Annotated in this window: 31 protein-coding genes; 15 read left to right on the top strand and 16 right to left on the bottom strand. The window is 57.3% G+C overall.

Going from position 1 to position 22,390, the window contains the following annotated elements; all coding sequences use genetic code 11:
- Window positions 1-204: 204 nt before the first annotated feature.
- From mobQ to GGQ67_RS23820, 3 genes are all read left to right on the top strand, one after another.
- Window positions 205-1,458, top strand: a complete 1,254-nt coding sequence (gene mobQ / locus GGQ67_RS23810) for a MobQ family relaxase (protein WP_183902585.1) — start codon at window positions 205-207, stop codon at window positions 1,456-1,458.
- Between the two features lie 223 nt (window positions 1,459-1,681).
- Window positions 1,682-1,894, top strand: coding sequence for a hypothetical protein (locus GGQ67_RS23815; RefSeq protein ID WP_183902586.1), 213 nt, complete (start codon window positions 1,682-1,684; stop codon window positions 1,892-1,894).
- A gap of 5 nt (window positions 1,895-1,899) precedes the next feature.
- Window positions 1,900-2,412: a hypothetical protein gene (locus GGQ67_RS23820; RefSeq protein WP_183902587.1), complete on the top strand. Its 513-nt coding sequence runs from the start codon at window positions 1,900-1,902 to the stop codon at window positions 2,410-2,412.
- Window positions 2,413-2,421: 9 nt separating this feature from the next.
- On the opposite strand, the gene GGQ67_RS23825 is transcribed toward GGQ67_RS23820, so the two are convergent.
- Together GGQ67_RS23825 and GGQ67_RS23830 are read right to left on the bottom strand one after the other, a co-directional pair.
- Window positions 2,422-4,038, bottom strand: coding sequence for a type IV secretory system conjugative DNA transfer family protein (locus tag GGQ67_RS23825; protein WP_183902588.1), 1,617 nt, complete (start codon window positions 4,036-4,038; stop codon window positions 2,422-2,424).
- 56 nt (window positions 4,039-4,094) lie between these two features.
- Window positions 4,095-4,877, bottom strand: coding sequence for a hypothetical protein (locus GGQ67_RS23830; protein WP_183902589.1), 783 nt, complete (start codon window positions 4,875-4,877; stop codon window positions 4,095-4,097).
- On the opposite strand from GGQ67_RS23830, the gene GGQ67_RS23835 reads away from it, so the two are divergent.
- Entirely contained in the window at window positions 4,877-5,353 is a 477-nt protein-coding gene (locus tag GGQ67_RS23835; protein WP_183902590.1) for a hypothetical protein, read from the top strand. The genes GGQ67_RS23830 and GGQ67_RS23835 overlap by 1 nt on opposite strands.
- 4 nt (window positions 5,354-5,357) lie before the next feature.
- Here GGQ67_RS23835 and GGQ67_RS23840 read toward each other — a convergent pair whose 3' ends face one another.
- A complete protein-coding gene (locus GGQ67_RS23840) occupies window positions 5,358-5,849 on the bottom strand; it encodes a hypothetical protein (protein WP_183902591.1) in 492 nt (163 codons plus the stop codon).
- 11 nt (window positions 5,850-5,860) lie between these two features.
- Entirely contained in the window at window positions 5,861-6,325 is a 465-nt protein-coding gene (locus GGQ67_RS23845) for a hypothetical protein (RefSeq protein ID WP_210279775.1), read from the bottom strand.
- Here GGQ67_RS23845 and GGQ67_RS23850 point away from each other — a divergent pair.
- A complete protein-coding gene (locus GGQ67_RS23850) occupies window positions 6,324-6,650 on the top strand; it encodes a hypothetical protein (protein ID WP_183902593.1) in 327 nt (108 codons plus the stop codon). The two genes, GGQ67_RS23845 and GGQ67_RS23850, sit on opposite strands and share 2 nt — an antisense overlap.
- A 12-nt stretch (window positions 6,651-6,662) precedes the next feature.
- Here the strand turns inward: GGQ67_RS23850 and GGQ67_RS23855 are convergent, their stop codons facing one another.
- Window positions 6,663-6,998 carry a hypothetical protein gene (locus GGQ67_RS23855; protein ID WP_183902594.1) on the bottom strand — a complete coding sequence of 112 codons (336 nt, stop codon included), beginning with the start codon at window positions 6,996-6,998 and terminating at the stop codon, window positions 6,663-6,665.
- A 338-nt stretch (window positions 6,999-7,336) separates the two neighbouring features.
- Window positions 7,337-8,188 carry a hypothetical protein gene (locus GGQ67_RS23860; protein ID WP_183902595.1) on the bottom strand — a complete coding sequence of 284 codons (852 nt, stop codon included), beginning with the start codon at window positions 8,186-8,188 and terminating at the stop codon, window positions 7,337-7,339.
- A 100-nt stretch (window positions 8,189-8,288) separates the two neighbouring features.
- Between GGQ67_RS23860 and GGQ67_RS23865 the strand changes: the two genes are divergently transcribed.
- From GGQ67_RS23865 to GGQ67_RS23875, 3 genes are read left to right on the top strand one after another with little or no spacing between them, the layout of a single operon-like run.
- Window positions 8,289-8,558, top strand: a complete 270-nt coding sequence (locus tag GGQ67_RS23865; protein ID WP_183902596.1) for a hypothetical protein — start codon at window positions 8,289-8,291, stop codon at window positions 8,556-8,558.
- A 2-nt stretch (window positions 8,559-8,560) separates the two neighbouring features.
- A complete protein-coding gene (locus GGQ67_RS23870) occupies window positions 8,561-9,505 on the top strand; it encodes a tyrosine-type recombinase/integrase (RefSeq protein ID WP_246400308.1) in 945 nt (314 codons plus the stop codon).
- 6 nt (window positions 9,506-9,511) lie between these two features.
- A complete protein-coding gene (locus tag GGQ67_RS23875; protein WP_210279776.1) occupies window positions 9,512-10,507 on the top strand; it encodes a DNA methyltransferase in 996 nt (331 codons plus the stop codon).
- Here the strand turns inward: GGQ67_RS23875 and GGQ67_RS23880 are convergent.
- The 3 genes from GGQ67_RS23880 to GGQ67_RS23890 form a co-directional block, all read right to left on the bottom strand.
- Entirely contained in the window at window positions 10,496-11,209 is a 714-nt protein-coding gene (locus GGQ67_RS23880; protein ID WP_183902598.1) for a BglII/BstYI family type II restriction endonuclease, read from the bottom strand. The genes GGQ67_RS23875 and GGQ67_RS23880 overlap by 12 nt on opposite strands.
- The gene (locus GGQ67_RS23885) at window positions 11,206-11,439 is read right to left on the bottom strand and encodes a helix-turn-helix domain-containing protein (protein ID WP_183902599.1); all 234 of its coding nucleotides are present in this window, start codon (window positions 11,437-11,439) and stop codon (window positions 11,206-11,208) included. Before GGQ67_RS23885 ends, GGQ67_RS23880 begins: the two co-directional genes overlap by 4 nt.
- Before the next feature lie 234 nt (window positions 11,440-11,673).
- Window positions 11,674-12,540 (bottom strand): hypothetical protein, encoded by an 867-nt coding sequence (locus GGQ67_RS23890; protein WP_183902600.1) that lies wholly within the window; start codon window positions 12,538-12,540, stop codon window positions 11,674-11,676.
- Between the two features lie 174 nt (window positions 12,541-12,714).
- On the opposite strand from GGQ67_RS23890, the gene GGQ67_RS23895 reads away from it, so the two are divergent.
- A complete protein-coding gene (locus GGQ67_RS23895) occupies window positions 12,715-13,218 on the top strand; it encodes a LexA family protein (protein WP_183902601.1) in 504 nt (167 codons plus the stop codon).
- Between the two features lie 3 nt (window positions 13,219-13,221).
- Window positions 13,222-14,484: a Y-family DNA polymerase gene (locus tag GGQ67_RS23900; protein ID WP_183902602.1), complete on the top strand. Its 1,263-nt coding sequence runs from the start codon at window positions 13,222-13,224 to the stop codon at window positions 14,482-14,484.
- Here the strand turns inward: GGQ67_RS23900 and GGQ67_RS23905 are convergent.
- From GGQ67_RS23905 to GGQ67_RS23930, 6 genes are all read right to left on the bottom strand, one after another.
- On the bottom strand, window positions 14,473-15,381 hold the full coding sequence (locus GGQ67_RS23905; protein WP_183902603.1) for a ComEC/Rec2 family competence protein: 909 nt from the start codon (window positions 15,379-15,381) through the stop codon (window positions 14,473-14,475). The two genes, GGQ67_RS23900 and GGQ67_RS23905, sit on opposite strands and share 12 nt — an antisense overlap.
- A 276-nt stretch (window positions 15,382-15,657) precedes the next feature.
- Window positions 15,658-16,260: a ComEC/Rec2 family competence protein gene (locus GGQ67_RS23910; protein ID WP_183902604.1), complete on the bottom strand. Its 603-nt coding sequence runs from the start codon at window positions 16,258-16,260 to the stop codon at window positions 15,658-15,660.
- A 3-nt stretch (window positions 16,261-16,263) separates the two neighbouring features.
- The gene (locus tag GGQ67_RS23915) at window positions 16,264-16,767 is read right to left on the bottom strand and encodes a hypothetical protein (protein WP_183902605.1); all 504 of its coding nucleotides are present in this window, start codon (window positions 16,765-16,767) and stop codon (window positions 16,264-16,266) included.
- Window positions 16,768-16,884: 117 nt separating this feature from the next.
- A complete protein-coding gene (locus GGQ67_RS23920; protein ID WP_183902606.1) occupies window positions 16,885-17,031 on the bottom strand; it encodes a hypothetical protein in 147 nt (48 codons plus the stop codon).
- 188 nt (window positions 17,032-17,219) lie between these two features.
- Window positions 17,220-17,570, bottom strand: coding sequence for a hypothetical protein (locus tag GGQ67_RS23925; protein ID WP_183902607.1), 351 nt, complete (start codon window positions 17,568-17,570; stop codon window positions 17,220-17,222).
- A gap of 39 nt (window positions 17,571-17,609) precedes the next feature.
- A complete protein-coding gene (locus tag GGQ67_RS23930; protein WP_183902608.1) occupies window positions 17,610-17,903 on the bottom strand; it encodes a hypothetical protein in 294 nt (97 codons plus the stop codon).
- A 206-nt stretch (window positions 17,904-18,109) separates the two neighbouring features.
- Here GGQ67_RS23930 and parA point away from each other — a divergent pair, with 206 nt between their 5' ends.
- The 3 genes from parA (at window position 18,110) to GGQ67_RS23945 (ending at window position 20,356) form a co-directional block, all read left to right on the top strand.
- The gene (gene parA, locus GGQ67_RS23935) at window positions 18,110-18,757 is read left to right on the top strand and encodes a ParA family partition ATPase (protein WP_183902609.1); all 648 of its coding nucleotides are present in this window, start codon (window positions 18,110-18,112) and stop codon (window positions 18,755-18,757) included.
- On the top strand, window positions 18,754-19,023 hold the full coding sequence (locus tag GGQ67_RS25430; protein ID WP_183902610.1) for a plasmid partition protein ParG: 270 nt from the start codon (window positions 18,754-18,756) through the stop codon (window positions 19,021-19,023). Before parA ends, GGQ67_RS25430 begins: the two co-directional genes overlap by 4 nt.
- A 112-nt stretch (window positions 19,024-19,135) precedes the next feature.
- Window positions 19,136-20,356: a replication initiator protein A gene (locus GGQ67_RS23945; RefSeq protein ID WP_246400310.1), complete on the top strand. Its 1,221-nt coding sequence runs from the start codon at window positions 19,136-19,138 to the stop codon at window positions 20,354-20,356.
- On the opposite strand, the gene GGQ67_RS23950 is transcribed toward GGQ67_RS23945, so the two are convergent.
- Window positions 20,317-20,610: a hypothetical protein gene (locus GGQ67_RS23950; RefSeq protein ID WP_183902611.1), complete on the bottom strand. Its 294-nt coding sequence runs from the start codon at window positions 20,608-20,610 to the stop codon at window positions 20,317-20,319. The two genes, GGQ67_RS23945 and GGQ67_RS23950, sit on opposite strands and share 40 nt — an antisense overlap.
- A 601-nt stretch (window positions 20,611-21,211) precedes the next feature.
- On the opposite strand from GGQ67_RS23950, the gene GGQ67_RS23955 reads away from it, so the two are divergent.
- The gene (locus GGQ67_RS23955) at window positions 21,212-21,505 is read left to right on the top strand and encodes a ribbon-helix-helix domain-containing protein (RefSeq protein WP_183902612.1); all 294 of its coding nucleotides are present in this window, start codon (window positions 21,212-21,214) and stop codon (window positions 21,503-21,505) included.
- A complete protein-coding gene (locus tag GGQ67_RS23960; protein ID WP_183902615.1) occupies window positions 21,495-21,806 on the top strand; it encodes a type II toxin-antitoxin system RelE/ParE family toxin in 312 nt (103 codons plus the stop codon). The genes GGQ67_RS23955 and GGQ67_RS23960 overlap by 11 nt, the downstream gene beginning before the upstream one ends.
- Window positions 21,807-22,390 lie beyond the last annotated feature (584 nt).

Here is a 22,390-nt window from a genome sequence, read left to right on the forward strand (position 1 = left end):
GGTTCCGGAACCGGAGGAGGGGAAGAGAGGACGATATCAAAAGCACATCAGGAGAAAAGTACCAAAGTTGACAGGGTAATAGCGCACTTATACATTGCTTCGCAACATAGGCGCTCCGGCAGCCACAAAAGTGGCAATCCGCCGGAAGGTTTGCCCCATGGGGGGCACGATTTCAGATGTTGCGCTGGCGCCTCGGAGACCGTTTTGGCGATCTATCATTTCTCAGCGCAAATTCTTGGCCGCAACGCCAAGCGCAATCCGGACGGTACACGCCGACCTGGATCGAGCGCTGTGGCTGCCGCCGCATACCGTGCTGGCGAGCGGCTGATCGACCGCAACGCGGGACAGTCCCATGACTACAGCCGGCGAGGGGGTGTGGTGCATTCTGAGATCATGGCGCCACCAGGAAGCGCGCCTTGGCTGGAAGATCGCGAAATTCTCTGGAATACCGTCGAGGCGATGGAGACCCGGAAAGACGCCCAGCTGGCTCGTGAATTCAATATGGCACTGCCGTTCGAGCTGACGCACGATCAGCGTCTTGATCTGGTACGCGACTTCGTCGGCGCACATTTCGTGAAACGCGGGATGGTTGCAGACATCGCCCTGCATGATCCGATCCCTGACCAGGGCCAGAACGCCAAGAATTTTCACGCGCATGTCATGCTGACGTTGCGGCGCGCGACGCCTGACGGTTTGGATCCTGTGAAAACCCGCGAATGGAACAGCAAGGAATTGCTGAACGCCTGGCGTGCCGAGTGGGCCGTGGCTTGTAATGCCGCGCTGGAGCGCGCGGGTAAGCGCAACCGCGTTGACCACCGAACACTGGCCAGCCAGCTCGAAGAAGCGATGGCACGCAAGGACCGGGCCGAGGTCCTGGTTCTCAACCGCGAACCGGAAATTCACGTCGGGCCACGCGCGCGCAAAGCGGTTCAGCAGGGGCGACCGCCGCAAAGCCGTGAACGTCAGGTTGGCGCCGATCGCCGTCCGGCTGGACGACCAACTGCAAAGCCCCGTCGTCGAACGCGCGACTATCCCGCCTATGACAAGGGTACGCGCCTGAACTGGCTCGAAAAGATCCTCGTCGGCAACGACGAGCGTTTGAAGCGTGACCTGTTGGACATGAACCGTCGTTTCGACCGGTTAAGCCGGAAGCTCGATCACTGGGAGCGTCGCACCTCTTTTAAAACGGAAGGGCTGATTATGGGCAAGCAGTTCCGTTTTAATCGCTGGAAGGCTGCTGACGAGGAAAAGCAGCGCAAAGCACTGGCGGAAAAGAAAGCGGTCCACGCGCGGAAACGTCTTGCGCAGATCCGCGCGCTGTTGAAAGGCCTTGAGATGGCCCTTGCCCTTGGAAACCGACGGCGCGAAACCGGACTCGTACGGGCCCGTGAAGTGGCTGGATGGCTTCGACCGAGCCGATCAGTCTCTCGCAGTCGTGGCAACGGTCGCCAACGGTAGACGCCACCAAGTATAGATCACAATACAGATCCAAAAACGCGATGAAATGGACCGGCGCGCGTCACAGGTTACAGACTAACGGCACTGGCAAGTGCGGAAAATACCCGTGGATGGTGTATTTTTAATTATTGATTCACGGGTTTCCGAGTTATATTTCAATAGCACTTAACCTTGCCCTTTTGACGGGGCAGGTGCCCCAGGGGCATCTGCCTTGGAGAACTGTATGTCACGCACACCATCGCAAATCCTCGGTAACGCATCGCTGCGTCCCACACCCGAGGAGCGCAGGGAAATTGAAAAGCGCGCTAAGGCGGTTTTAGAAGAGATCCTGGCAGTTCCTCCAAAAAGGAAACCGCCGCAAGCGGATCCCCTGGTCGCACCCCCGAAGGACGTGTTCCAGTGGCTGCTCGATAATGAAAAGAAGGCGGCCGAGTAGTCAAAGTGTCCGTCCTTTCTTCTGATTTCGATGGGCCGGTCTCCCTCATTGATACCGCCCAATATCGCAAACTTGTGATGCATGCGGCCGGGGTTCTCGGCCGCTATTTTTCGGTTCCTCTATATGTCAGCAAAGGGGAACTGGAGCGGACGCACGTCATTTTCATGAACCTCCTCGCCAACGCCCTGCCTGGAGAGCGCACGCGCACTTACGTCATCGACATGCTGGTCGAGGCACTCTCCAACACCAAAGTGCAGGTGCTCCACGCCGCCAAGTCAGATCCCAACAACGGTTTATATGCCTATCGGGAGCAGGTGCTAAAAACGCCCGCGCACGTCATCGCGGTTGCCTTCGGGCTGAGCGTCTTCCGGAGTGAATTGCAAATTCCTTACGAGCTATGTCATCTCGAAATGAGTGCGATCCTAACGCTTGTCCGCCGCCTGCAGCACAATCCGAGCCGTCTGCTTTTCGATAAGGTCAATGATGACATTCTGCATGATTGCAAAAGGTGGGTTTAAGCAGTCGGACTAAGGGGAGCCAGCCGACAGACCGGGATCGCGGGGTGGCTGTTGGAAAGGGAAGGGCGACTCTGACGCCGTAGCTGCGGCCTTCTGCAGCGACGGAGGTTCGGTGAACCCTTCGGTCGGTGAACCGTCCCACTTGTCCCACAAGCCCCGCCAACGCCAGACCTTGCGATAGTCGATGCGCTTGCATTGGATCGAAAACGGTACGTGGCGGAATTTGATCACCGCTCGGTGGAGTGGCAGGCGTTGCACCTCGGCGGGGTCAATCAGGTAGTAGCCGCTTTCCGCCTGGCCCTCCTGGCGATTGGCGCCACGCACTCCGCCATCGGATTTGCTCACGCCGTAGGAACTGGACAGGGTGGTCGTATGCCCGACCATCGTGGCGACGTATTGCGCAGTGTCGTTGTCGTTGATGCCGAAGAATACCCTGGCCGAGGAGTTGGCCAGGAAGGATGCGGCCGCATGACCGTATACCCGCTCGACCTGGGGCATGTTCTGCCAGATCAGGACCGGCGTACAGTACGCGCGCAGCAGGCCGGATTGCTTCTCCAGAGGTTCGAGGCGCCCGAGTACCGCGACTTCGTCGAGAAGCATCACCACCTTGCGCTTGGGGCGTGCCGTTTTCGCCCGTGTGAGCGTTTTGAGGACGCACCCGACCATGACCCGCAGCCAACGCTCGTAAACCGTCAGCAGCTCTTCATCGACGCATAGGAACAAGGTTGAGACGTCGGTCACGAGTTCCGACAGGTCGAAGGTTGACGACGCCGAGAGCATGCCAGCCGGCGCCCCCGCCGACCAGGGCTCGGTGGCCTTCTGCAAATTGGAGAGGATCGACGAAAATTCCGGCGAGAAGTCGCCGTCCTTCCCGATCGAGCTGGTGATGGCACCGGACGCGATCTCGCGCGCGGTCATCGAGGGCGAGCGAGTTGCGATGTCCTCCAGCGTGTCAATGAATGTCTCTTTTGAGCCCACCGACAGGCGGCGCACGGTCGCGAGGTTTCGGCTGGGCAAGGGCTCTTGCAGGGCATGGAGGATGAGCGCCTGGAGCGTGGATTCCGCTTTGTCATCCCAGTGGGATTCACGGGCGTCCGGTTTCATCATCAGGGAGGCCAGACCCCGTGCGTCGTCCGCTTCATTCGGCGTGCCGGCGCGAATGATGTCCATCGGATTGAAGCGCTCGGAATGTGCCATGTCTGAAGGGTCCAACATCCGCACCTTGCCGAAGGTCCGCCGGCGCGCCCGCGTGATCGCGTAGTTCTCGCCCTTTGGATCCGTGACCACCATCGAACCGCGATAGGTAAGCAGGGACGGGATCACCACGCCGATGCCCTTGCCGGCGCCCATCGTGGCGAAGACCATCACCATGCCGTCTTTGGAGAAGCGCACCAGGCGCCCGAAGGCGCCGCGGCCGAGGATGACGCCTTCGCCGCGGATCGCACCATACCACCATTGCTCGAAGCGCGACGACCATCGAGCTGAACCGTGGGTGCCGCCCTTGCGGCGCAGGCGATTTATCCTGCCACCGAGCAGAAAGGGGAGGCGGATCAGAAACCAGAGAATAATGAATGACCAGCGCGTGGTCTGGTAAACGGCAATCGCGAGCGCGTTGAGCACGTCCATCCTAGAAGCCTCTCACGCGGTCGACCCTCACGGCAATTGAGGTGCCTGCGATGCACTCACCTTTGCTCATGAACGGCCTCTAGTCTCCTTGACGGATGATCGGTGCGTGCAAGCCAGAGTGCGCCGTCGGCTTTGGGTATCGCACGAGGACGGACCGGCGCGAACACGTCATCGTCCAACATCGGCATGTCTTCGACGACGGGTGCAGCTTTGATCTGGTCAGACCGTTCGACCAGCTTCCGAGTGGGCGTGGTCAGCGGTGCCCGAGGCGCGCCCAGTCGGGCGATCCAGATGCCATGATCGATGTCCAACACGACCCTTTCCACAGTCTCAAATCCACCATCATCCATCGGGGAGGCGACGGCCAGATCGGCTTTTGCAGGCCCGCTGGCATCAAGCGTTGGTGGTATGAGGAACGGATCGCCGTCACGGTGCGCCGCCACGAATAGAATGTAGTCGAGGCGCTCAAGCAGCTCTTCCGCGCGCGGATGCGGAATGGTCATCTTGCTGCCAGAGGTCACGTAAATGGCATGGTCGGCATTGCCCAAAATTGTGTTGATGGATGGCCGGGCAGGGGGCGCGGCCGGCATCCTGGTTACAGCCGATGCTGGTTGAGGCGGCAGGACATCTTGCGTGGTGACACGAGCGGGCGGCGCTGGAGCAGGCGCGGGAGGAACAGGCGCTTTTCGCAGCGGCTGTGGTTCCTGTTGCAACTCGGGGCTCCGTTGTGATTTCATGGCAATTAGCCACGCAATCAACGCCACAAATCCCGTCCCCAGCTTCCAGCCCAGTTTCCCCCCAAAAGCCGCAGCCTTCCAATAGAGCCTGAGTGTGTCCAATGTCTGCTACCCTTTATGATCAGTATGCGACCAAAATCTGCCGTCACGCCGAGTTGGAACCCGAGGCTTACGACGACAAGGATCTGAACGATGTCGTCATGGCCCTGCCGTTGGCCGAAGCTCATGCCGCGCTTGCCGGCACGGATCTCGACAAGCTACCCCGTCTCGGCGAGACGATTAGCGTCAATAACCATATGAAGACCAATTTTTTCGACGTGATCGGCATGCCCTCTCGGGAGCTGCATGAATTCACGTCGCCGGTGCTGGTACGCAAGGACTTCATCGAGCGGCTCGAAGGTTGGCGCGAATGGCGGACGCTTGCGGTCTATTTGAAACAGGCGAATCTCGAGCCTGTCATGGTCTTCCGCAATACGCCCGTGCCCGTCAAAACGGCTCCTTACGAGACCACCGTCTACTATGTGGCGGATGTCCGCGTCATTCTCGATCGGAATGAGCCGTTCCTCTGGAACGGCTGACTTTTTAGACAAATGTCACCTTAAGATGGCGTTCGGCGTACTGCGCGATTTCCTTTTTAAGCTGGCTCTCACCGCCTTTGTCACTGTCCGCCGCCTTCGCGATATTGGCTTCGACGAAATGGAAACCTTTGGTGTTCTGGTTGATGACCAGAACCGGCAGGTTCGCAGTCAGGTTGATGATGGGGATGATCTGCTCCGCATAGACGACTTCCAGGACGTCGCTAGGGCCAGCGATATCGAACAATTCTTCCACGCTGACCTGGGCGTGCTTGAATTCAGGAACGACGCGCACATTGAATTCGGTCCCCTCGAACCAGACCGTGTTGACGGCATTGGGTCTCCGGTAGCGCTGCGCGCTCTGCACCTGGCACCGAAGCGACCACAGCTTGTAATAGGTTCTCGGCGGGGGTGGCGCTCGATCAAGCGAGATGTTGCTGGGTTTATAGCCGTCCGGACGCGGCTTCAGTCCGAAGAGCGAGGCAAGGGTCTTCAGCATGGGGGCGCCTCCTAGCGCGATGTGACATGTCGAGAGCGATGCTTGCCGTCAGATACGACGCAAGCGTTCCGGCAGGTAGCGAGGGTGGCGCCGTCTGAAAGACGCCATGCAGTCTGCACAAGATTTCCCTGATCCACCACGTTGGCCGGCTGGATGGTCATGGTGAGAATGCGCGCCTCGTCGTCGCAGCTCTCAACCAGCACCTCATTTTCGCCGATCGGGAAATGACCGTGCATCAGCGTGATGCCGAACCGGTCGAGGCGGCCATGTTGGGCTAGTACGTCTCGAATGGCTGCCAAGCAGGCGAAATCGTCCTCGTTCAAGGGTGTCACAGCGTCGATATCCGGGAGATCCCGGTAAGCCAGTGCCAGCATAAGTGGGTCCTTTCCGCCACGGTGGGCCTGAAGCAAAATCGTGTATACATTGTCTGGGCTCGTCTCGCGGCGTAAGATCTCCGCAACGAAAGACACGTCCATGACGACATCCGGCCAGAACTGGCGGCAGCTTGTTTCCACGCAGAAAAACGATCTAGCTGCCGCTCGTCAGAACATCATCGAGCGCGAGCAACTCGCGGCCGATTGGATTGAAAGAGTGACGAGCCACGACCTTGAGGCGGGCATCGCATCCTGTATCAGCCGAGCTAGTGACAGCCTAGCCATCCCCATGCCGAAAACGATCGTGATCACCAAGGCCTTCCGTAGCTTCATGGAAGCCATGCCGGCCAAAGATTTACTGGTAGACGTCGCCCTGGACGGTGATGACGAGGGCAACACCTACCTTCTCGTCAGCCCGTCGGTTTAGCGCCACGCGACGCTAGAATTTCGAGAGTTTGAGGAGGGTTTTGGCGAAGCCGAAGCCAGCCTTGGCCGCGACCACCCCGACCTTAGCCGCTGTTTGCCCGGGCGTCTGAACCTCCGGTGGAAGGGGGTAGTCGCCGCCTGTGCGAACTCGGTGGGCGTAAAGGGTATCTTTGGCCCACTGGTTTACATCAACGGTCATCCGGCCGCCTTGCACATAGGCGACGACCGAGCTGCGGATAGGTTGCGGAATGAGGTCAGGCCGATTGGCCTTTGCCGCATTAATGCAGCGGCTAACAAGCACCGGTGCGAATTGATCTGAATATGCTAAAGCACGGCGATCTACACTCATGGTATTCCTCTAAGAGAAAAGCTTGAACCAGAGCATCATTTCGCACGGCAGGATTGAAAACAAGTCCGGTCGCGCGAACTTTTAATAAATCGTTAATATCGGGCGTGAGTAACTGCTTGTGCGTCCAAGTAAATTGACGGGGCTGGTGACGGCGTGCAAGTCGATCGCGGGACTGATTTCTGTAAAATCGTATTTACGGAAACCTGCTACGGGGCGCCTGCCCCTCGCGCCCTCAAGAGGGCCGAGCCTCGGCTTCGCCTGCGGACCGCACCAACCCTCTTGCAGTTGCTACCCCCGGACCTCGCCGGTCAGGCAGGGTTGCAGGGGACCTGCTTAGTCTAACCTGCAGCTTTTGGCGCTGGCGCCTGCTGAACCGGAACATTGTTCCATCGCAGAGGGTTCGGAAGCCCGCGCATCTCGTCACGTTCCTCCAAGCTTGGTCCACGCCGATCGCGGATCAGCCAAAAGTCCTGTTCTGATTTTGCCCATTGAAATTGCACGTCCTCAAGCCGCAGGACGTAGTCCAGCTTGTTGTCGTCCGAGTTGCGAAACCAAGCGGCAAGTTTCTTGGGGAGCGTATTGCATATCAGGCCCGAGACCAGGAAGGCTTCGACCATCCGACGCGAACTCAGTTCCTGGTTGGCTATAGAAGCAGAAAATAGCGCAAACCCTTCAAACGGCGATACCAGGTTTGATGATTCCGCTTCCTTCGCCTCATCTTCCGTCAGATAGAGCTGCACGATCTCATATTGATGAACAGTCTTGTCAGCCTTGTCCGCCAGCTTAGCAGCCTCGGCAATCAATTTGGGTTTGTTGGTGTCAGGATAGGTTGGCACATCTGCGATCATGACAATGCGCTGCGCTCCTCCAGGCATCGGCTCGGGATGAAACAAATTGAAATTAGTATTGTATCGCACGGCCAAGCCATCATGGAATTCGTCGCCCAAAGCATAGAGATCGATACAGGTGTCACGGAGAGCAGTTAACAGCCTGGCCATTTCGGTGTTCCGGTTCGCGGCCTTGAATGACCGTTCTGAAGTGATCGCTTGTCTGGATGCCACGGCGTAGTTCATTGCTGATATCGCGACAGCGGCCACAGCTGCAGCGGTGCTTGCGAAAGTGGCATAGGGCAATGACCGCTCGATAAATGTCTTCTTGTCTTTGGACGCTCGTTTAGATCTGCCGGCCACCTGTATCTCCCTCAGTCAGATACGTCGCCATGCCAAGATTTTGAGCCGATTGCAATCCCCGCCAACAACTATCGGCTTGCGTGCGCTCCTATATTTGATAATGTCCTTTATCATAGATATTAGGGAGCATGTTCTGAGCCAGATCGACGACCTCCTCGCCAAAAGCGCAGCCGCTGGTGAACGATTGCAGCGGATTGCGGATCAAATGGCCGATCGAGCCATGCTCCGCACGATTTATGGGATCAGCAATGACGAGCTGGACAGCGTGATTTCCGACAACCACCGGCAGGCGCTGGAAAACCTTCTTGTTATTGGCGAACAGTTGGAACAAGCCGCAGTGGAAGCCGGGATCTTCCCTAAAAAGCCATGACGATGGACTTGGTCACGCAGCCTTTCTTGCCTATCGCCCTTGTGGTGAGCGAACCTGCGCGGCTTAGGTTTCTGGAATTCTTCACCGCGCAGATCCGCAACGTAAACACGCGACGCTCCTATGCCAAGGCCGCTATGGAGTTCTTGCGCTGGTGCGAAGAACGCGGCGCGCGATCACTGGAGGCGATCACGCCGATCCATGTCGCCGGTTGGATCGAGGAGATGGCCGGCACCCTGTCGGCACCTACCGTCAAACAGCGCCTGGCCGCCGTCCGTCACTTGTTTGACTGGTTGGTGATTGGCCAGGTCATGGCCATCAACCCGGCGCATTCCGTGCGCGGCCCAAAACATTCCCGGAAGCGAGGCAAGACGCCGGTGCTATCTCCGGAGGAAGCCCGTCAGCTGCTCGACAGCATCCCGGCCGACACCTTGATCGGCAAGCGCGATCGTGCGCTCATCGGGCTCATGACCTACACCTTCGCGCGGATCGGCGCCGCCCGGGGGATGGCAGTCCGCGACGTCTATCCGCAGAACCGCAGACTATGGGTGCGCCTACATGAGAAAGGTGGCAAGCAAGTTGAGCTGCCGTGCCATCACACCTTAGAAGCATACCTGGACGACTATATGGATGCAGCCGGCCTCAAGGAGGAGCCGCGTGCTCCTTTGTTCCAGACAATCAAGCGAGGCACCGGACGACTGTCTGGAGCATCCCTGGCCCAGGCCGAAGCTTATGCCATGATCCAGCGCCGCGCGATCGGCGCCGGGATTAGCACGGCCGTGTGCAATCACACCTTCCGCGCGACCGGCATCACCGCGTATCTCAAAAATGGCGGGACATTGGAGAAAGCAGCGAACATCGCCAACCATTCCTCCACGCGCACGACCCAGCTCTACGATCGCCGCAGCGATGACGTCAGCCTGGACGAGATCGAGCGGATTCTGATTTGAGATAACGTGCAAAAGCTGACAATCGGCTTGCGTCATGATATCACGTCTGCAATTATGATGACTATGATACCCATTCGCACCACAGGCTTCGGTTCCCTTTATCAGGGAGACTGCCTTCAGGTTATGTCTCAGATCGAAGATGGTACTGTTGACCTCGCGTTTGCAGATCCGCCTTTCAATCTCGGCAAAGCGTACACGTCCAAGATCAACGACTCCTTGGCATCCCATGAGTATGTGGCGTGGTGCAAGCAGTGGCTTGATGAAATGATTCGGGTACTCAAGCCCGGCGGCGCCATGTTCGTCTATAACCTGCCGAAATGGAATTTGCCCCTAGGCGCTTACGTTGGTGAAAAGCTGACGTTCCGCCATTGGATTACCGTTGATATTAAGTATTCGCTGCCTATTAAAGGCAGACTCTATCCGGCGCACTATTCGTTGCTCTATTTTATCAAAGGTGACAGGCCGGCGATTTTTCATCCGGACCGGTTGCCTGTACCCTGCTGTAAGCATTGTGGGGGCGAGCTGCGAGATTACGGCGGTTACAAAGACAAGATGAACCCGTTAGGTGTGAGCCTGACTGATGTTTGGAGCGATATCCCGCCTGTACGCCACGCGAAATACAAAAAACGCGACGCTAATGGCTTATCTCTTAAGTTGATGGATCGCATCGTATCGATGGCGACCGATCCTGGTTCTCTTGTTTTAGATCCTTTTGGCGGCTCGGGTACAACCTATGTCGCAGCCGAATTAACCGGGCGCCGTTGGATCGGGTCGGAATTGGATTGCTCCGCGATCTTAGATCGCTTTGATGATCTACAAGGTGATCGCGAGCATCTCGCAGAAATTCAATCGAACAAGAATGTGTTGTTTACCAGGGACGATCTCAAGAGACGCCGCAAGGCCGGTAAACCTCTTCCAGCTGAGTATCGGATTCAAAGCGATCTTGCGCCTCAATGCTCGTGCGAGCCCGAGGAATTGCGTCAGATGGGATTAAGCTTTTGAGGCTTTGGCGCGCCCTTCTCGCGCGCGCCCATCGTTACCTGCCGGCAGATAAGGATGGTCTCCGTCGGTCAGTGCGTCGTGTTCGACGACAGTGATTGCGAGCAAGCCTTTTGTAACCCCTGCCTTTAGATTTTCCCACATGGCCAGATATCCCGACAACTCGCCAATGTTGCCGATCCGGTCGGTAAGATGCTCATAGAGGGCACGGCTAGGAAGAATAAGAACGCCCGCATCAATAATACCATTGGTCAACGCGATCGCGAGCTTGTTCATGCTCCGATGGGATGAGGAAATGTTTCCGGTTTCCCACTCGATGGCGACGCGCAGTCCGTCCGAGGCCGTGGTGACAAAGTCAAATCCGCCGAAGTCAGAGGTGATTGGCTCACGGTAAAGCTCTTTACTTGGATAGAGCCGAATTGCAGGTTGTTGTCGATCTCGGGATAGATCGACAACGCCTTCGGCTTTCCATCCTTCGGCTGTGATCATGTGATTTAGGAATCGAGCCCGTAAGTAGTTTACGCCGTTCCGCTGCCACTGGCCGCCAGCCACCCGCTGCTTGCGCTTTAAGGTGAGTGTGCCAGAGCCTTCGAGGTAGTCGATACTGGCGATCGACCGAACATAACTCTCGTGGATGGTCGCCCATCCCAACGAATCAATGACATCATCTTTGTCAAAAAGAACGAGCGTTCGGAGCCACTTCATGCCGATACCTCTGGAATGCCAGCGGTGATTTCGGCCACATCGCAATTTAATGCGCGGCAGATCTGACATAAAACAGTGAATGTGAGATTGCGTTCGCCCCGCTCGACGCCACCAATATAGGATCGGTCAATGCTGGCGGCGTCTGCTAGGTGCTCTTGGGTCCATTGGTGCCGCTTCCGCTTGTCGCGGATACGATCTCCCAACAGCTTTAGCTCATACGAATCGGTCACAACCCATAGTCGCGGAAATGATGACTATGAGTCCACGGACGATGATACCCATTTGAGGGAATTTTGCCTAAGGAGCTTCGCCCCTGGCGCGGGCAAGGGGACGGTCTCCCGAGGCTCCGCGCTACGCTTGTGTGCCCGCCGCCTGAAACCCCTGCCCTTGCGACCCCCAGACCTCGCCGGTCAGGCAGGGTTGCAGGGATTCCTGCACCTGCTTTCTGACAGAAGAATTGGGGTTTACACGGGAGCTGGCGCCTTATTGAGATAGGCTCCGCAGGTGTCCTTAAAGGGACAGGTGGGGTTGTCCGGCTGCTCAAACCAAATCCATGATCCACATTGGCCACTGTTGAAGGACAAAGGGCGCTCTTGCGGGTTGATGTAGCGTTGCAGCAGGCGTCCATCGACCATGCCGCAGATTTGGAACACCGGCTTGTCGCTTAGCGTCCCGTTCAAATGATGGAAGATGGTGCCGAGGAAGCGATTAACGCTCTCCGTCAGATCCGTCAGCGCGGCAAAGACGTCATCGATGATCAGCGGCTTGTCGGCCTCAGTCAGGCCGTGGTGCATGTAGTTGACCCGATCTGCCTCCGCGTCCCACGAGACATGGCCGGTCGAAAGGTGGGTCAGCTCGTCGCGGAGGTTCACCAGGCGCTTGAACCAGGTTGCCTCACGAATGTGCTGCTTGAAATGCTCCGGAAAGGACCCGGTCAGCTTGTCCGTATCCTGAAACAGTCCCCGCGTCGAATCTTTAAACCCGCGTGTGCCTGGGCCGTAGATTGCCCGCAGCACTTTCACGGTGCAGTCGATCGACGAATAGAGTTCGAGGAAGGCAGCCTCGATCACTGTGGCCAGCTCAAAGGCATTCTCAGCCGGCGAATGCCCGTTTTCCTCCAGCTGCTGATGGTCAATCGCGAGCCCGGGCTTAAGTTTCACAGCCAGACTTTGCAGACGCAGCGACTTCTCAAAATGCGCCCCGACGCCAACGACAGCGCGATGGTCACGTTTCTCCAGCTTATAGGTCTCGCCGTAGTATTTGCCGAAACGGGTAACCTCACCCCAATACTCGGGGGCGAACATGAGAAGAAGCGGCGCGACTTTGGGCATGGATCATCCTGATAAGGGTCTCATCATATCCCAGAATTTTATTTTTCGCTCCACCTCTAGCCGGAACGATCGCGGTGTGTGATTGTTGTTACGAAAATCAAGTTAGGGATCGGGATTATGAAAGTTGCACGCCCTCACGGAGGCCGCCGTGCCGGCGCCGGCCGTCCTCGTGGCATGGAGACCAAGGTGGTGCGGCTTCCGGTCCCCTTGGCTGATCTGGCGCGCCGGCTGGCCGATCGCGGGATCCGTGCCGGTGACGTTAACGCCTTCTTGGACGTGGAGCCGCGCCTAGCGCAGACCGTGCCATTGGTGGGCGCCACCGCACCCTGTGGCTTCCCCTCCCCTGCTGACGATTACCTGGACCGCCCGCTCGACTTCAACGAGCTGCTGATCACGCATCCGGCCGCGACCTTTGCCGTCCGCGTCACCGGCCTCAGCATGATCGGCGCCGGCATCTTCCCCGGCGACATCGCCGTGATCGACCGCGCTCTCACCCCGTCGTATGAATGCATTGTGCTGGCGCTGCTCGATGGCGAGTTCACGATCAAGCGCTACCAAACCAAGGGCGGCACAGTGATCTTGCATCCGGAGAACAAGGATTTTGCCGATATCGTCATCCAGGAAGGCCAGGAGTTCGAGATCTGGGGCGTCGTCAGCGGCGTGATCCGGAAGTTTTAGACCATGCCGGCGCCGATCGCCCTGGTCGATTGCAATAACTTTTATGCTTCCTGCGAGCGTGTGTTTCAGCCGGCGTTGCGTGGCAAGCCGGTGGTGGTGCTGTCCAACAACGACGGCTGTGTAATTGCACGTTCGAACGAAGCTAAAGCCCTGGGCGTCGAAATGGGTGCGCCCTGGCATCTCAACCGTGACAGGTTCGAAGAGCAGGGCGTGATTGTCCGCTCCAGCAATTACACACTTTACGGCGACATGTCGGCACGGGTGATGCGGATCCTGGGCGAGAGCGTGCCCGAGATCGAGATCTATTCGATCGATGAAGCGTTCCTGGGTCTGGCCGGCCTGGAAACGCGGATGGACACCCATCTCCGCCAGATCCGCGCGACCGTGCTGCGGTGGACCGGGATCCCGGTATCGATCGGGATCGCCCCGAGCAAGACCTTGGCCAAGGTGGCCAACCGCATCGCCAAGAAGAGCCCGGAATCCGGAGGCGTCCTGGCGTTGATGACGGAAGCCGAACAGACCGCCGCCCTCGCCCGCCTGGAACTGACTGACCTGTGGGGCCTAGCGCGCCGTATGGAAGCGCGCCTGCATGCGCTCGGGATCACGACACCGCTGCAGCTGCGCGACGCCGATCCGAAATGGATCCGGGGGCATTTCAGCGTGGTCATGGAGCGGATGGTGCTCGAGCTGCAGGGCGAGCCATGCATGGGCTTAGACCACCAACCGGCCGCCCGCCAGACGATCATGGCGTCAAGGTCGTTCGGCCGGCCGGTCGAAACCCTCGACGAGATGGAGGAAGCGGTCGCGACCTACATCAGCCGCGCGGCCGAGAAGATGCGCCGGCAGAACTTGGTGACCCCTGCCCTGCAGGTATTCCTCATTACCAACCGCTTCCGTGAGGACGAGCCGCAGTATTCAGGGCAACACACCGTGCATTTGCCGATCGCCACGGCCGACACCAGCCGCTTGATCCGGGGCGCCCTACATGGCGTGCGCCAGGTATGGCGCGAGGGCTACCGCTATAAGAAGGCCAGCGTGGTCTGTCTGGACCTGCATTCGGCCGAGCAGATCCAGGGGACGCTGTTCCACCAGGCCGACGCTCCGGAGCGCCGGCAGCTGATGGCAAGCCTCGATGCCATCAATCAGCGGTTCGGGCGTGGGACAGTGAGTTTTGCAGCGAGCGGCACACGGAAAGCTTGGGCGTTACGCAGTGATCAGAGATCGGCGGCTTATACGACGCGCTGGAACGAGCTTCTAGCCGTCTAGGGTGTATTCGGTTTCTACGGTGACCGACCCGAAATAGCCGTCAAATTTGCCTTGGTACTCGTTATCGAATTCATCAAATCTCGTGCCATAGTTCGGGTTTGAAGCGTACATGTGGACCTTATTGTCGACGGCATCGAATGTGATATCCCACGCACGATTCTGGGTAATTTTCTCATAGCCTGTATAATAATTCAGGTGACGGGAAGGAGCTTCCCCAATCACGATGATCTGCGGATCAAGTTTTACCAGCCAAGAGTCTGGGACTTTTCCAGAGTTGCGGCCATGGTGAGGCGCGAACACGATGGTGGTCTTCTCAAGCACGATGTTATCGACAATGTTCTCCATGAAGTCGGTCTCGAGGTCGCCAATCCACATGAAGCTTGCCCCGTTTTCGATCGAGTATCTGGCGACGAGAGACATATTGTTGAATGCGATTGCCTCTTCAGCCTCCTGAAGAGCCGCCTGGTAGTGTTGGTTTGCCGTATCCGGCCAAAGGATATTGATCCCAGCAGAGCCCCTTTCTTCGTTGTTCTGATTCATCCAGCGCCGACTGCAGCCTTTGTAGACATGGTAAGCACGATCAGAATCGCGGAGCTGGCAGTAACGCTCAAACGACTCCGTAACGACATCCTTAGTGGCGTTGTTTGCCACGCAGTAAAAGTTGCGAAGATTCAGCTGATCATCAAGGTAAGCCAGGCCCACGAAGTGATCTTCATCCGGGTGCGTGGATATGAAGCGCGTTATCCCTTTCCCACTTGAGGCGTTACGTATCTCCTCAACGATTTCCTCTTCGTTATCGGGTGAAAGGCAACAGTCGATGATCGTGAAATTGTCGCTGTTGTGTTTGATATAGAACATGTCGCCGTTACCAACCGACAAAGACTTAACGATTGACATAAGGCCCCCCTGTGAATTCCGCCGCCTCGGCGCGGTCAATTTCACGGATCCGGTCTACCATGAGGTTTAGATCCCGACCTGCAGAACCGCCTGTCCCGGGTTCGCCACGATTAAAATGCGACCATCGCGACGGGTTGTGATGACCCTGCGGAACTCGCCATTCAACGAGAACCCCGTGGTTCGGGCGCGATACCAGGCCACCGTTTCCTGGGTTGCATACTGGATGCCTGAATCGGAGATGATGGTCGCCTGCGGCTTCCATCCGTATTCGTAAAGCTACGGGCAGCAGCCGTTCATGCGTCCGTGATGCGACGCGACCAAAATGTGGACGTCCGACATCGCAAGACGGAAATCCGGCCGTTCCCAAAGCTTGCGCCAGCCGGCGAGTTCCATGTCACCGGGAAAGCAAACGTTGAGGCCAGGATAGCGAAGAATGCAGACGATGCTCAGGTTGTTTTCATCCTGAAACTCGTAAGGATACGAATTCCAGAAGAAATCGAAGGTGATGCCACCCAGATCGGGAACGGCTGGCACGCCGCCGGTGAAGGTCGTCATCATATCCGCAAGAGCATCAATGCCCGGGCCGATATCGTCCTGGCCCTTCAAGTATCGAATAGTCTCTGGCGAGACGGTTGGGTTCCGGTAAATGGCACCGATGTGTACGGCGTTGCGGAGGCGGTGCAGATCACTCGCGTGATCTTCGTCCATGTTCGTGATGATAACACGCTCAAGGGAATGGATCCCTTGTTGCGGCAGGTAGACAGAAGGTCGCCAGCCAGTCGTCGAATTGTGGCCTGAGTCGATCAGCAAGTGCTGGCCGTTGTCGGTCGTGACAAGTGCGCAGCCGCCATGCTCGACGTCGAAAATGCGGATCTGCATGGGTCAGACGTCCTCCGCTTTGCGGGTGTGGTGACCGACGCGTTTGAAAATGAAGCTGTTCTGTTTCCGATACGAGAGCAGGAAAAGCGCGGCCAGGCCGACGCACCCGACGAGGATCCAGGTGCGCTTTTCAAATGGGATCCAGCTGGCGATCAGATCCCAGCTTGAAGCAATGGCACATACGAGAATCAGAGCAATGACCGTTCGATAAAGATTGCTGGCTTCCAGCAGCGTCTGGATCTTGGCGTCCTTCTCCGAAGCAATGATGAAGTCCGAATAGCGGTTATATTTCACAAAACCGCTCGCACGGAGCAGCGGTTCAATGATTACCGAGCCGATCCGGCTGATGATCAACCCAGCGAAGTAATACAGCACCAAGTTACCGACGATGGTGTCGGATTGGAGCGTGTATAAGCCGGCTGAAGACAGGAAGAAGACAAAAACCGCGCCTGGGATGATGTTGATGAAAATGTCATAAGACGAGAGCTTGGCAATTAAGTCGTTCATGGGAATCCTCTACCGCCAATACTACATCATGCCCTCTCTCCTCACAATCTAAGGTTATGTGTTTCTTGTGAATTGTGGTTGCGGCATACTCAATTTCCGCAAAATCGTATTTGCGATTTATCGTATCCACGACATGAAGACCCCTGCCCTCATCAGCACGCTAAACACGATCAGCCCACCTGTGGCCACGACGACCACGGCAGCCAGACCCGATGCCCGGATCTTTAGCCAGCCGATCGTCACTTCCAGTTCATTTTTATTCATCACGCGCCTCGTCGTTCGATTTGAGTGCACCATGCCCGGCAAAGGTTGTCGGCACAAAGCACAGGTCTCGACGGCAAGCGTAAACGCGATCGTTCACCGTTAAGTGCGAATCGCCTCTAAAATACATTAATAAAAACAGCAACTATATGCGTCGTATTTACGTTTTTCTGTAAATACGACGGCCAGCTTTAGAATCTTGAGCGCCCACGGCGAGGCTGATGGTCGTCATCATCCGACTTATAGACCAGGAACAAGCGATCCGCCCTCCCCTGCTCGTCACGCGATACCTTCCGCGTGATCACTTTGCTGCGGAACGCCGCATCGATGATTTCGGCTTCAGCAATCCCGAGCTGCGCCACCAGGTGCAGGACGGTGCGCTGACCACCGTCGTCACCTATGCCCCATTCGTCCTTCAGATACGCTTCCAGTCGCCGGCGCCGGCAGTAGCGCGTCAGCTGGTAAGTGCAGAACGCCCAGACAGCCACCACGGCGGTCAGGATCGAGGCTGCGTTGGCAATCAGATCAAGGGTTTCGTTCATGGTTGGTATCCGTAAAATCGCAAATACAGAAAACCGTGTTTACGCTTTCGGCTTAATGGGATCTTCTGCCGACTGCACGCATTTGGCTGTCCCGAACTTGGCCCCAGGGCTATGGGTCAGAATCCCCTGCATCAGCGTTGGGCCGGCAGACGACAGAGAGCCCTCGCAGTCTGCGAGCGTCATATCGGGTACGGATGGGTTATCGAAAGCCATCTGGGCCGGCCGGCCGCTGGCGTCGGTAAAATCGACGACGATCCAGACCTTGTCGGATTTACCCGAACAGGCCGCCAGCATGGCCGCCACTAGAATGGCGCCGCAACGGTATAACTTCATGCAGTGGAATCCCCTCTGAGAGCACTATTCCAGCAGAGACCGCTGCCCCTGACAAGCCCATAGGCTAACGGTACGATTTTCTGTAAAATCGTAAATGTGACCTGATTCCAACAGTGCTCTTAATAAAGCCTTAACCACGACTGGCCAACACTGCCGCATCGTGAAATCGTAAATGCGATTCACAGCAATTACAGAAAGGCGACGACATGATCATAGGCGTCCTCAGCCAAAAAGGCGGGGTTGGCAAAACCACCATTGCAGTCAATCTCGCCGCGACCTTCGCAAAATCCGGCCTGCGCGTCCTTCTCGTTGATGCCGACCCGCAGGGCAGCGCGCTCCAGTGGTCAGCCGCCCGTGACGCCGAACCGCTCTTCAGCGTGGTTGGCATGGCCAAAGCCACTCTGCACCGTGAGCTGCCCGACATCGCCAAGGACTACCAGGTTGTCGTCATCGACGGTGCGCCACGTGTGAACGAACTCGGCCGCGCCGCCATTCTCGCCAGCGATGTGGTGCTGATCCCCGTCCAGCCGTCGCCCTACGACATCTGGGCAGCGGCGGAGACAGTCCGGTTGATCCAGGAGGCCCAGCAGTTCAAAGAAAACCTCAAGGGCGTATTTGTGATTAATCGTAAAATCGCAAATACGGCGATCGGCCGCGACGTCACCGAAGCTCTCGGCCAGTTTGAAGATATCCCCGTGTTGCCGGCCGCGCTTCACCAGCGCGTCATTTATGCCGAGAGCGCGGGGCAGGGGCTCTCCGTCCTGGAAGTCGAGCCCAAGGGAGAAGCCGCGCGCGAGGTAGCGTCTCTGGCTAAGCTCCTCATGACAAAACAAGAGAAAAGGAAAGCCGCATGAGCAAGAAGACGGTTACCATGAAAATGCCGATCGCGAAGCCGACGGCGGCAGCCGACGCATGGGTCGGAGAAACAACTGTCGATGTGTCCGAAGGTCCTAAGCCTGGCAAGGTCGTGCCGCTGCACGCCGAAGTCGAGGCCAATAAGCGCTTGACGATCGATGTCACCGAGAACCTCCACAAGCGGATCAAAGCCCAGTGCGCCATGCGCGGCACCAAGATGGCCGACGTTATCCGCGAACTACTGGAAAAGGAATTTGCAGCGTAAAAGCGCAATTACGCTTTTACGATTTTCTGCAAAATCGGCATTTCTGCCTGCATTGTGGCCAGACCGGCATCCTTTGCTTGGTGACGTACCGGAGTAGCGATAAGGTAACCTGATGAAGTCTTCCCCGCTCGACCTGATGCCCCGCGACAAGTTCGCGGCCCTCAGCCTGCACGAAAAAAACACCTTCCTGCAGGACCTCGCCGACCGCTTTGCCGAGGCCAACGAGCGTGACCGCGTGGAACTGGACAAGGACGCGCTGAGCCGCCTGCGCCGCTATTACAGCCGCCGCGTCTGGGCGGATCTCAAGCTCGACGAGTTGGGGGGAGGGCAGCTCAACCGCGCCCTGCGGAGCCTGGGTGAAGCCATCCGGACCGGCCATCTGAAGGACGACGTCACCGCCGTCCTGATGCAGGAAACCAACCCGAAAAGGGTCCTGCGCGAGCCGCCACACGACGACGCCCAGCTGATGTTTTTTGTGCCCACGATCTATGACGCGCCGATCAAGGACGACGTCAACCTGATGGACGTCGCACCATTCTCACTCAGCAAGCGGTCAAGTCGTGGCGTTTTGAAGTACGAATTGAAAGATAGTCTGATCACGATCGAGGGTGGCGCCGAGAGCGGCATGGCCACGGTATTCGACTACGACATCTTCCTGAACATGGTGTCCTACCTCGCGGAGGAAGTTCAGCAGTTCCGCCGTGATGAGAAGAAGGGCCTGCGACCGACGCTGCCACCGAAGGTCTATCGGCCCAACGCCTCGCATATCCTCAAGTTCTGCCGGCGTTCTGATGGCGGCAAATCCTATGAGGACCTGGAATCCGCGCTTGACCGGCTTGCTAACACGACGATCAAGGTGGTCAACCTTTCTGGCGGCAAGCGCCGCGCGGTTGATAGCCGCCCGTTGATCAACGGCTACAGCGTCGTCAGCCGGACCGGCGCCAACAAAATCGATCTCATCGAGATCACCATTCCCGACTGGGTCTACAACAGCGTCGTGCGCAACGAGGCGACGCTCCCGCTGCTCACGCTCCACCAGGACTACTTCCTGATCAGCTCCGGTCTAGGCCGTTTCATCTATCGCCTCGCCCGGAAGGCGGCCGGAAAATCTCCAGCCAAGTATTACGTCAAAGAGGTCTACGACCGCAGCAGCTCCGAACAGGAGTTCCGCAAGTTCGCCTATGACCTCAGGGAATTCGTATCCCGCACGCAGGCGTTTCCTCTTCCCGAGTTCGATCTTGCGCTTGAAGAAGGCAAGGAAGGCATGCTTTTGCATATGCGCCGACGTGAAGGCTACGGCAAGAATGACACCGTTACCATCGAAGCTTCCTGATTTTTTGTCGTAGCTCCGTTTTTGACCGACGACAAAAATTCTGTCGATCTCCGTACATTACCGACGACAAATTTTGTCGTGCCTCCGTACTTGGCCGACGACAAAAATCGGCGGATTTGCTCGCGGTAGGCCTGTGGATAGTTTTTGTCGCTTCCGTACATGACCGACGTTGCACCGTACTTCACCGACGACAAACCGTACTTCACCGACGACAAACCGTTTTTGACCGACGACAAACCGTACTTGGCCGACATAGCCCCTTCCCAAGCCATTGAATCAGAATAATAAAAAGGCGCTTTTTGAGCCTAAAACTTACTTAAAACTTAGATAAAAACATAGAAAACTAGAAAAACGAGGCTGCGCCTCTGATTTTTTCAATTGGATTAGGTTTTAAGATTTTTGGCACTGTCGGTCAGATCCGGAATATTTGTCAGATACCGTACATCGATCCGCATGTTTTTGACAAAAACGCTCACGATCGATGTTCTCCAATATCCAAATAGTAACCCTGGGGGCTGTCTGCCCCCAGACCCCCGAGGATATTTCCAAGAGGAATGATCCTTAGGGGGTAGGCATCGCTTTAGCCGCACGGAATCGAGCCGTGAGAGGTTTTGCAGGTCAAATATAAGGAGATCGTCGGCAGCGGGATGAAAACGCCTCAGGGAGGCCGTACGGAGCTTGGAGGTTGCCACCACCCGAAGGTGATGGCGCCCATTCCTCTACGGTCATCGGCATCCCTGCCTGTACCGTGTACCCAGTGAATCACAGAGCGCGGGTTTTGCCAATGCTCAAGATACTTGGCAGGGTGTCAGTCTGGTGGTAAGCTTTCCTACCATAAAAGTGTGGAGGTGCCCCATGGCCAATGTCGAAAAAATCAGTGTCTCGATGACGCCACAGCAGGCCGAGCTGCTACGCGACGCGGTCGAAAGTGGCGCCTACGCCAGCAGCAGCGAGATCATCCGCGAAGCGATGCGGGACTGGGCTGCAAAGTGGGAAGGCCGCAAGGGCGATATCACCCGCTTGCGCGCGCTCTGGGCTGAAGGCAAAGCCAGTGGTCCTGCGGTTGCCATGGACTTCGACGATATCCTCGATGAAGCGCGCGAAGAACTGCGCCAGGAAGCCAAGTCTGCCGCACCGCATGCCCGTTAAAATCGTCTGGACGCAGGCTGCCCGTTCTGGCCTGAAGAAAATTTATAAGGATATCGCACGCGAGCAGCCGCTTGCGGCCGATCGGTATGCCGCCCGTCTGCGCGGGAAGATCCTGCTGTTGGTTGATCAGCCGCGCCTGGGGCAGCGTCATGAGGATATTTCTCCCGCTGCACGGATGCTTGTCGAGGCGCCTTATGTCGTCCTCTACGAGACCCAGCCGAATACCGACGATGGTCCGATCGATGTCATCGAAATCGTCCATGTCGTCGATGGCCGTCGGGATCTGCGCGCGCTTTACTAGCCGCATCACAAGCCGATCAAAAACCATTCCTCTTTCAAATATCCTCGGGGGGTCCAGGGGGGCAGACAGCCCCCCTGGGGTACGCCACAATTTTTGCGTGAGGCACGGGGGGGGGGGCTGGGGGGACTCCCCCAGGGGTAGCGCGCGCAGCGCGGCGCGATTTTTTCAGGGTATACACGTTGCGCCAAGGTAGTGCGGAAGAACCGCAGGTGCGAGAAACAGCGCGACCCCTCCAATGATCAAGGCGACACCCGTTTCGCTGCGGAACCGCGACACAGCCCTGCTGACCACGCCCAACGTGGTCAGCAGGACACCAACGGAACCGGCGACATTTACGACCGGGCCTACGATTGTGCACATCGCCGTCGGCTGATAGCCAAACCACGACGCAATCCATTGGTCCCACAGAAACGCTGCTCCCAAGGGAAGGATTGCGATTGCGGCAAGATTGCCGATGAGACGGGACGGTGTGAGGGAAGAAGCCATTCGGGTTCCGGAACCGGAGGAGGGGAAGAGAGGACGATATCAAAAGCACATCAGGAGAAAAGTACCAAAGTTGACAGGGTAATAGCGCACTTATACAT

This window comes from Rhizobium metallidurans (genome assembly GCF_014196505.1).
GTDB lineage: Bacteria > Pseudomonadota > Alphaproteobacteria > Rhizobiales > Rhizobiaceae > Rhizobium > Rhizobium metallidurans.

Coding starts and splice junctions, on each gene's coding strand:
- GGQ67_RS23925 (WP_183902607.1), bottom strand. CDS start 17,570: ATGAACGAAACCCTTGATCTGATTGCCAACGCAGCCTCGATCCTGACC.
- GGQ67_RS23825 (WP_183902588.1), bottom strand. CDS start 4,038: ATGGACGTGCTCAACGCGCTCGCGATTGCCGTTTACCAGACCACGCGC.
- GGQ67_RS23840 (WP_183902591.1), bottom strand. CDS start 5,849: ATGCTGAAGACCCTTGCCTCGCTCTTCGGACTGAAGCCGCGTCCGGAC.
- GGQ67_RS23960 (WP_183902615.1), top strand. CDS start 21,495: ATGCCCGTTAAAATCGTCTGGACGCAGGCTGCCCGTTCTGGCCTGAAG.
- GGQ67_RS23815 (WP_183902586.1), top strand. CDS start 1,682: ATGTCACGCACACCATCGCAAATCCTCGGTAACGCATCGCTGCGTCCC.
- GGQ67_RS23945 (WP_246400310.1), top strand. CDS start 19,136: ATGAAGTCTTCCCCGCTCGACCTGATGCCCCGCGACAAGTTCGCGGCC.
- GGQ67_RS25430 (WP_183902610.1), top strand. CDS start 18,754: ATGAGCAAGAAGACGGTTACCATGAAAATGCCGATCGCGAAGCCGACG.
- GGQ67_RS23845 (WP_210279775.1), bottom strand. CDS start 6,325: ATGGACGTGTCTTTCGTTGCGGAGATCTTACGCCGCGAGACGAGCCCA.
- GGQ67_RS23900 (WP_183902602.1), top strand. CDS start 13,222: ATGCCGGCGCCGATCGCCCTGGTCGATTGCAATAACTTTTATGCTTCC.
- GGQ67_RS23880 (WP_183902598.1), bottom strand. CDS start 11,209: ATGAAGTGGCTCCGAACGCTCGTTCTTTTTGACAAAGATGATGTCATT.
- GGQ67_RS23905 (WP_183902603.1), bottom strand. CDS start 15,381: ATGTCAATCGTTAAGTCTTTGTCGGTTGGTAACGGCGACATGTTCTAT.
- GGQ67_RS23915 (WP_183902605.1), bottom strand. CDS start 16,767: ATGAACGACTTAATTGCCAAGCTCTCGTCTTATGACATTTTCATCAAC.
- GGQ67_RS23920 (WP_183902606.1), bottom strand. CDS start 17,031: ATGAATAAAAATGAACTGGAAGTGACGATCGGCTGGCTAAAGATCCGG.
- GGQ67_RS23870 (WP_246400308.1), top strand. CDS start 8,561: ATGGACTTGGTCACGCAGCCTTTCTTGCCTATCGCCCTTGTGGTGAGC.
- GGQ67_RS23835 (WP_183902590.1), top strand. CDS start 4,877: ATGTCTGCTACCCTTTATGATCAGTATGCGACCAAAATCTGCCGTCAC.
- GGQ67_RS23890 (WP_183902600.1), bottom strand. CDS start 12,540: ATGCCCAAAGTCGCGCCGCTTCTTCTCATGTTCGCCCCCGAGTATTGG.
- GGQ67_RS23950 (WP_183902611.1), bottom strand. CDS start 20,610: ATGTCGGCCAAGTACGGTTTGTCGTCGGTCAAAAACGGTTTGTCGTCG.
- GGQ67_RS23910 (WP_183902604.1), bottom strand. CDS start 16,260: ATGCAGATCCGCATTTTCGACGTCGAGCATGGCGGCTGCGCACTTGTC.
- GGQ67_RS23955 (WP_183902612.1), top strand. CDS start 21,212: ATGGCCAATGTCGAAAAAATCAGTGTCTCGATGACGCCACAGCAGGCC.
- GGQ67_RS23850 (WP_183902593.1), top strand. CDS start 6,324: ATGACGACATCCGGCCAGAACTGGCGGCAGCTTGTTTCCACGCAGAAA.
- GGQ67_RS23930 (WP_183902608.1), bottom strand. CDS start 17,903: ATGAAGTTATACCGTTGCGGCGCCATTCTAGTGGCGGCCATGCTGGCG.
- GGQ67_RS23895 (WP_183902601.1), top strand. CDS start 12,715: ATGGAGACCAAGGTGGTGCGGCTTCCGGTCCCCTTGGCTGATCTGGCG.
- GGQ67_RS23855 (WP_183902594.1), bottom strand. CDS start 6,998: ATGAGTGTAGATCGCCGTGCTTTAGCATATTCAGATCAATTCGCACCG.
- parA (WP_183902609.1), top strand. CDS start 18,110: ATGATCATAGGCGTCCTCAGCCAAAAAGGCGGGGTTGGCAAAACCACC.
- GGQ67_RS23865 (WP_183902596.1), top strand. CDS start 8,289: ATGTCCTTTATCATAGATATTAGGGAGCATGTTCTGAGCCAGATCGAC.